The sequence below is a fragment of the Mesorhizobium sp. M1A.F.Ca.IN.022.07.1.1 genome, from assembly GCF_003997575.1.
In the GTDB taxonomy this organism is placed as follows: domain Bacteria; phylum Pseudomonadota; class Alphaproteobacteria; order Rhizobiales; family Rhizobiaceae; genus Mesorhizobium.
In genome coordinates this window covers 1-6,510 of record NZ_RZST01000326.1, presented here as the reverse complement: position 1 = coordinate 6,510, position 6,510 = coordinate 1, and the positions used below count along the sequence as shown (strand labels likewise).

3 protein-coding genes and 1 pseudogene are annotated in these 6,510 nt (G+C 66.3%); 2 read left to right on the top strand and 2 right to left on the bottom strand.

Translation table 11 applies throughout. The annotated features are described in order from the left end of the window. A pseudogene (locus tag EOA75_RS26595) lies at window positions 1-990 on the top strand (NAD-glutamate dehydrogenase domain-containing protein); the annotation flags it as partial. A gap of 252 nt (window positions 991-1,242) precedes the next feature. Next, window positions 1,243-2,619, top strand: coding sequence for an MFS transporter (locus tag EOA75_RS26590; protein WP_127325549.1), 1,377 nt, complete (start codon window positions 1,243-1,245; stop codon window positions 2,617-2,619). A 177-nt stretch (window positions 2,620-2,796) separates the two neighbouring features. Here EOA75_RS26590 and purH read toward each other — a convergent pair whose 3' ends face one another. Together purH and EOA75_RS26580 are read right to left on the bottom strand one after the other, a co-directional pair. Next, entirely contained in the window at window positions 2,797-4,413 is a 1,617-nt protein-coding gene (purH, locus tag EOA75_RS26585) for a bifunctional phosphoribosylaminoimidazolecarboxamide formyltransferase/IMP cyclohydrolase (RefSeq protein WP_127325548.1), read from the bottom strand. Window positions 4,414-4,509: 96 nt separating this feature from the next. Then, window positions 4,510-6,234, bottom strand: a complete 1,725-nt coding sequence (locus tag EOA75_RS26580; RefSeq protein ID WP_127325547.1) for a heparinase II/III family protein — start codon at window positions 6,232-6,234, stop codon at window positions 4,510-4,512. Window positions 6,235-6,510: the final 276 nt, after the last annotated feature.

Sequence of the window (6,510 nt, the reverse complement as noted above, 5' to 3'; positions counted from 1 at the left end):
CTGCTTGCCTATGCCAAGATCGTGCTCTTCTCCGACATCGTCGCCAGCGACGTGCCGGACGATCCGCATTTCGACCGCGATCTGATGGGCTATTTCCCGGAGCGGATGGCGAAGAAATTCGCCGGCGAGATCCGTGCCCACCGGCTGCGGCGCGAGATCATCGCGCGCGTCGTCGCCAACGATCTCGTCAACCGCGGCGGGCCGTCTTTCGTCAACCGGCTGCAGGAAGCGACGGGCCGCACAGCGGGCGCCGTCGTGCGCACTTTCGCCCTGGTGCGCGACGGTTTCGCGCTGCCTTGGCTCTACAAGGAGATCGATGCCCTCGACAACCAGATCGACGGCCAGACGCAGCTCGATCTCTACCAGGCAGTCAGCAGGCTCATCTTCATGACCAGCGGCTGGTACCTGAAGAACGACCTCTCCTCGGCACCGCTGGGCCAGCGCATCGCCGACTTGCAGGAAGCGCGCAAGGCTTTGGAGCCGAAGCTCATCTCGCTGCTGCCGGCCTTCTCGCGCGAGCGGATCGAGGCGCGGCGCCATGACCTGTTTGAGGGCGGCGCGCCCGACAAACTTGCCGAAAAGCTGGCGCTGGCCGAGGTGAGCGACCTGATCCCGGACATCGCGCTCACCGCACGCACGGCCAATGCCGACATCGTCAGCGCCGCCAGGGCCTTCTTCGCCGTCAGCGACGCTTTTCGCATCCCTCGCGTCGAGGAGGCCGCGCGCTCGATCATGCCGCCGGACTATTACGACCAGCTGGCGCTGTCGCGCGCGACCGACACGATCGGCGCCGCAAGGCGCGGCATCGCGGTCGCCGCGCTCACCGGCCACGGCAACGCGGCGGATCCGGTGGCGGCCTGGCTGGAGACCGGCGGCGAGCATGTCGGGCGCATCCGCGAGCGGCTGCAGGCGCTGACCGAAGGCGGCGACATCACCGTGTCTCGGCTGTCGGTGGCGTCCGGCCTGATGAGCGACCTGACGGGGATGTAGGTTTACCCTCCCCCTTGCGGGGAGGGTCGCTGCGAAGCAGCGGGGCGGGAGGCAGCGCCGACCCCCATGCGGACCTGAGGTGCGACTTCCCCAGAAGGAAGAGGTCGCGGCCGGCGCTCTTTTTCCCGCTGACGCGGAGTGGAAACGCGCAAGCCAATGAGCGGCGGCGCCGTGCTTGTTCATTTGCATCGCCGCCCGAAAACATGCAGACATGCGCGGGGCGCGGGGCAAGCGGACGATGCCGGAGGGGACATGGCCGAAGTAGCAGTGCAGCGGGCAACGGGGCGCGGCATCTGGGGCTGGATGTTCTTCGACTGGGCAGCGCAACCCTTCTTCACCGTCGTCACCACCTTCATCTTCGGGCCATACTTCGTCTCGCGCATGGCGAGCGACCCCACAACCGGGCAGGCTGCCTGGGGCTACGGCATCGCTGCCGCGGGTCTCGTCATTGCGGTGCTTTCGCCGGTGCTCGGCTCGATTGCCGACCAGACTGGGCCGCGCAAGCCATGGATCGCCTCCTTCGCGGCGGTCAAGATCGTCAGCCTTACGCTGCTTTGGTTCGCCGCGCCCGGCTCCAGCCTGTTCCTGATCGTGCTGCTCTTCTCGCTCGCCTCTGTGGCCGCGGAATTCTCCACCGTCTTCAACGATTCCATGATGCCGCGCCTGGTGCCCAAGGAGGATATCGGCAAGATCTCCAACATCGCCTGGGGACTCGGCTATCTCGGCGGCATGGTGGCCTTGATCTTCGTGGTGCTGTTCCTGGCCGGCAATCTGGAAACCGGCAAGACGATCATCGGCCTCGACCCGCTGTTCGGGCTCGATCCTAAGCTTGGCGAGGACGCGCGCTTCACCGGGCCGATGTCGGCCGGATGGTACTTCCTGTTCATCCTGCCGATGTTCATCTTCACGCCGGACGCCATCAAGGGGCTTTCAATGGGCCCGGCGGTGCGAGAGGGCCTGTCGGAATTGAAGTCCACGCTCTTCGAGGTGCGCAAGCGCGTCGGCATCTTCCGCTTCCTCGTCGCCCGCATGATCTATCAGGACGGCGTCAACGCGCTCCTGGCGCTCGGCGGCACCTTTGCCGCCGGCATGTTCAACTGGTCGATCACCGAGATCGGCATTTTCGGCATCATCCTCAACGTCGTCGCGATCTTCGGCTGCTGGATCGCCGCGCGCCTCGACACCGCGCTCGGATCGAAGGCCGTGGTGATGATTGCGCTGATGCTGCTTTTGGTGGCTACGATCGGCGTCGTGTCGACCGGGCCAGGCTTCACGCTGCTCGGCCTAATACAGCTGCCCACCACCGATTCCGGCGGCCTCTTCGGCACCGCGGCCGAAAAGGCCTACATCCTCTACGGCCTGCTGATCGGACTCGCCTTCGGGCCGGTCCAGGCCTCCTCGCGCTCCTACATGGCGCGCAGCGTCACGGCCGCCGAGTCCGGCCGCTATTTCGGCATCTACGCGCTGGCCGGCAGGGCAACGAGCTTCCTGGCGCCGTTCCTGGTGTCGACGATCACGCTGGCCAGCGGCTCGGCACGGCTCGGCATGGCGGTGATCGCGCTGTTCCTCGGCCTCGGCATGGCAATCCTGGTCAGGACGCCATATCCGGCGGACAAGCCGGTGGAATAGCGCTCTCCTTCTCCCCTTGTGGGAGAAGGTGTCGCCGAAGGCGACGGATGAGGGGTGCTGGACGGAATGAGGCGGCGGCAATTTCAAGCGCATTGCCAAGCTGGAACACCCCTCATCCATCTCGGCGCTAAGCGCCGATCCACCTTCTCCCACAAGGGGAGAAGGGAAGAAGGGCACTCAATGCCTGAAGTGCCGCACGCCGGTGAACACCATGGCGATGCCGTGCTCGTCGGCGGCGGCGATCACGTCCTCGTCGCGCATCGAGCCGCCGGGCTGGATCACGGCCGTGGCGCCGGCCTCGATGGCCGACAGCAGGCCGTCGGCGAAGGGGAAGAAGGCGTCGGAAGCGACCACCGAACCCCTGGTCAGCGGCTCGGCCAGGCCAGCCGCCTCGGCAGCGTCGAGCGCCTTGCGGGCGGCGATACGCGAGGAATCGACGCGGCTCATCTGGCCGGCGCCGATGCCGACGGTCGAGCCGTCCTTGACGTAGACGATGGCGTTCGACTTGACGTGCTTGGCGACGCGGAAGGCAAATTTAAGGTCGGCCATCTCGGCCGGAGTCGGCGCGCGTTTCGTCACCACCTTGAGCTCGAGGTCGTCGACCACCGCATTGTCCCGGCTTTGCACCAACAGCCCGCCGGCGACCGATTTGGCGACCGTGCCGTCGGCGCGCGGGTCGGGCAGACCGCCGGTGACCAGAAGGCGCAAGTTCTTCTTCGCCGCTATGATCGCCGCGGCCTCATCGGTGGCATCGGGCGCGATGATGACCTCGGTGAAGGTCTTCACGATCTCTTCCGCTGCCTCGGCGTCGAGGATGCGGTTCATGGCGACGATGCCGCCATAGGCCGAGACCGGATCGCAGGCCAGCGCCTTGGCGTAAGCCGCCTTCAGCGTCGCGCCCTCGGCCACACCACACGGGTTGGCGTGCTTGATGATGGCTATCGCCGCTGACCGGGTCGGATCGAATTCACCGACCAGCTCGAAGGCGGCGTCGGTATCGTTGATGTTGTTGTAGGAAAGCTGCTTGCCCTGCAGCTGCCTGGCGGTCGCGACGCCCGGGCGCTTGTCGCCGGAGAGATAGAAGCCGGCGCCCTGATGCGGGTTCTCGCCATAGCGCATCACCTGGTCGAGACGGCCGCCAAAGGCGCGCCAGGTCGGATGCTCGATTTCGAGCGTGTCGGCAAACCAGCCGGAGATCGCCGCATCGTAGGTCGCGGTGCGGGCAAAGGCCTTCGCCGCCAGCTTCTTGCGGAAATCGAGCGACAGCGAGCCGAGATTCATCTCGAGCGCGTTGAGCACCGAGGCGTAGTCGGCAGGGTCGGTGACGATGGCGACATAGGCGTGGTTCTTGGCCGAGGCGCGGATCATCGCCGGGCCGCCAATGTCGATGTTTTCCACGATCGAGGCGTAGCCGGCGCCGGAGCGGCGGACCTCCTCGAACGGGTAGAGGTTGGACACGACGAGGTCGATCGGCTGGATGTGGTGGTCGTGCATCGCTTTCGCGTGCTCGGAATCGTCGCGAACGCCGAGCAGGGCGCCATGCACCAATGGATGCAAGGTCTTGACGCGGCCGTCCATGATCTCGGGAAAGCCGGTCAGCTCCGAAACATCGCGCACGGCAAGGCCGGCCGCGGCGATCTCCCCCGCGGTGCCGCCAGTGGAGACCAGCTCGACGCCGGCGGCGGCAAGGGCTTTGGCAAAGTCGATCAAACCGGTCTTGTCGAAAACGGAAAGCAGCGCGCGGCGAATCGGAACGAGGTCGGGCGCCGGAATGTTCTTGGCGGGGACGGCCATGGCTGGCGGCCTTTCAAGGCTGGTTGGGAACGTTCGCGGGCCGTAGCATATGAGGCTCGGAAATCAAGCGCGCAACTCGGGTTCCTTGGCCGCGAATCAGTTGTTCTCGGGATAGCCGGCGACGGCGGCGCGCGTCAGCTGCCAGTGCACCTCGGCGATCTCCGAGGCCTTGAAGGCAAGCACGATCTGCCGGCTGCGGCGCGGTCCGCCGAGCCCGGCGAAATAGATCGATTCCTCGATTTCCGGCGCCACTTCGGCACAAGTGAACACCCAGGTGTCGCCCTGGGAGGCCGCCAGGGTCAGGCGGCCCTGCTCGTCGTGCAGCAGGCCGATGTCGGGATGGATATGGAAGCGCACGGTGACGAAGTCGCGGCCATTGTTGCGGATCGCCGCACCTCCGGGGCGAAGGAAGCGGTCGCGGCCGGTCAGCACATTGCCGTTCTCCGCCAGCTTCAGCTCCCGCTCGTGCAGCAAGCCGAAGCGCGCGGCATAGCCGTCGTGGCGCGCGACAAAGCCCTGCACACCCTTCTGGTCGATGCGCTTGCAGGGCACGTGCTGGGGGCCGCCGATCAGCGGCGAGCCGAGCAGGTCGCTGACCCGCAACGAGTGACTGAAGCGCGCCGAGGACGTGTCGTTGACGGTGGCTGTCGAATGCGCGGCGGTGGCGCGGGCGAGCGGCCGGAATTCGGCGGCGCCATAGGTATCGATGCCTGCGTTGACGATGAAATGCTGGCGCCCGGAAGAAAGCTCGAAGGCGAGGCAGCCGGCATGCGCCGCGTTGGAGATGTCGACAGGCGGCGGCAGGCCGGTGTCGGCAATCACCGTGACGCCGCCCATCGACAGGCGCTCATAGCCGGAATGGGGCGCGTGCAGCAGCGGCGCGCCGACCGTGTCGTCATGACGCAGGATGGTGGCGATGCGATCGTGGATGGTGGCGCCCATGCCGTTGAAGCGGGCAAGGCTGCCGTCCTGGTGGCGGAAGAAGCGCAGCGCCGGCAGCATGCGGTCGATGGCGTTGATCAGCGCCGGCGGCGGCGCCTCGGCCTGGTTGGCATAGGTCTGGCGCAACGGCAGAAGGTCGGCCAGCAATTCCAGCACCGTCATCGGGTTGCGCGAGATGTGACCGCCGTCCGGCAGGATCTGGTGGTCGAGGTCCTCGGCCAGGTTGCGCGTGGCGGCGCGCAGCGCCGAGGCCGGCGCGGGTAGCGACAGGGTGGAGAAGGCGAGCGCGATGCGAGCGCGCAGCCTGTCCTTGCCGTCCGGCATCTCGCGCGCCATCGATCTGAGATAACGGATCTGCATGGCGAGCGATTTGAGGAAGGCGCGGTAGAACGGGAATTCGGCGCCTTGCAGCACGACCGAGGAATGCTGCAGCCAGGCAATCACCCGCTTGGCTGTCGTGCCAGGCTCCCAGGCGACGCCCGATATCTGGTTGCCGTGCATGACGATCCAGTCCGAGACCAGGGCGCGAGCATTGGCGGCGGCGAGCTCGGTGCCGGCAGCGCGCATATGGCGCAGCCAGCGGAAGCCGTGCAGCGACTTTTGCCAGCCGCGATTGGGCACATTGATCTGGAAAGGCGATTTGCCGCCGGTCTCGACCATGTGGCCGGACAGCGGATAGCGGCCATAGTAGATTTCGAGCGCGATCTGCGGGTCGGCGAGCCTCAGATCCGGCGGCGCGATGAGGACGCGCTCGGGCGTGCGGCCGGAATAACGCCAGCGATAGATAGGACCGGCACGAAGGCGCCGGCGCGTTTTGCGCCAGAACTCCCTCGCGACAAGCGTCCAAAGACGCGTCGTGCTGCCGGCAGCAAGTGCCAAAACCCCTCCTGATAGTCGTCAGCCCCTAAGCACAAGCTTATATGATTCAAGAACTTATGCGAAGGCGGATTCCACGAAGTGAACCCCTTCACGCGGCCATGACCTGGGCGTCGCTAAAAAAGTCGGCAAGATTTATGCAATAACGTCCTAAATCGTCCTTCTTATCCGGGCGGCAAAGAAGCCGTCGAGCCCCGAAACCCCCGGTGAATTCAGCACCAAATCGGCGGGGGGGGGGCGCAGCGCGCCACCGGGCGTGAGGAAAGGGTCGAGGCCGGC

Bases quoted from the DNA above. Each gene is read 5' to 3' on its own strand.
- EOA75_RS26590 (WP_127325549.1), top strand. From the start codon at position 1,243: ATGGCCGAAGTAGCAGTGCAGCGGGCAACGGGGCGCGGCATCTGGGGC.
- purH (WP_127325548.1), bottom strand. From the start codon at position 4,413: ATGGCCGTCCCCGCCAAGAACATTCCGGCGCCCGACCTCGTTCCGATT.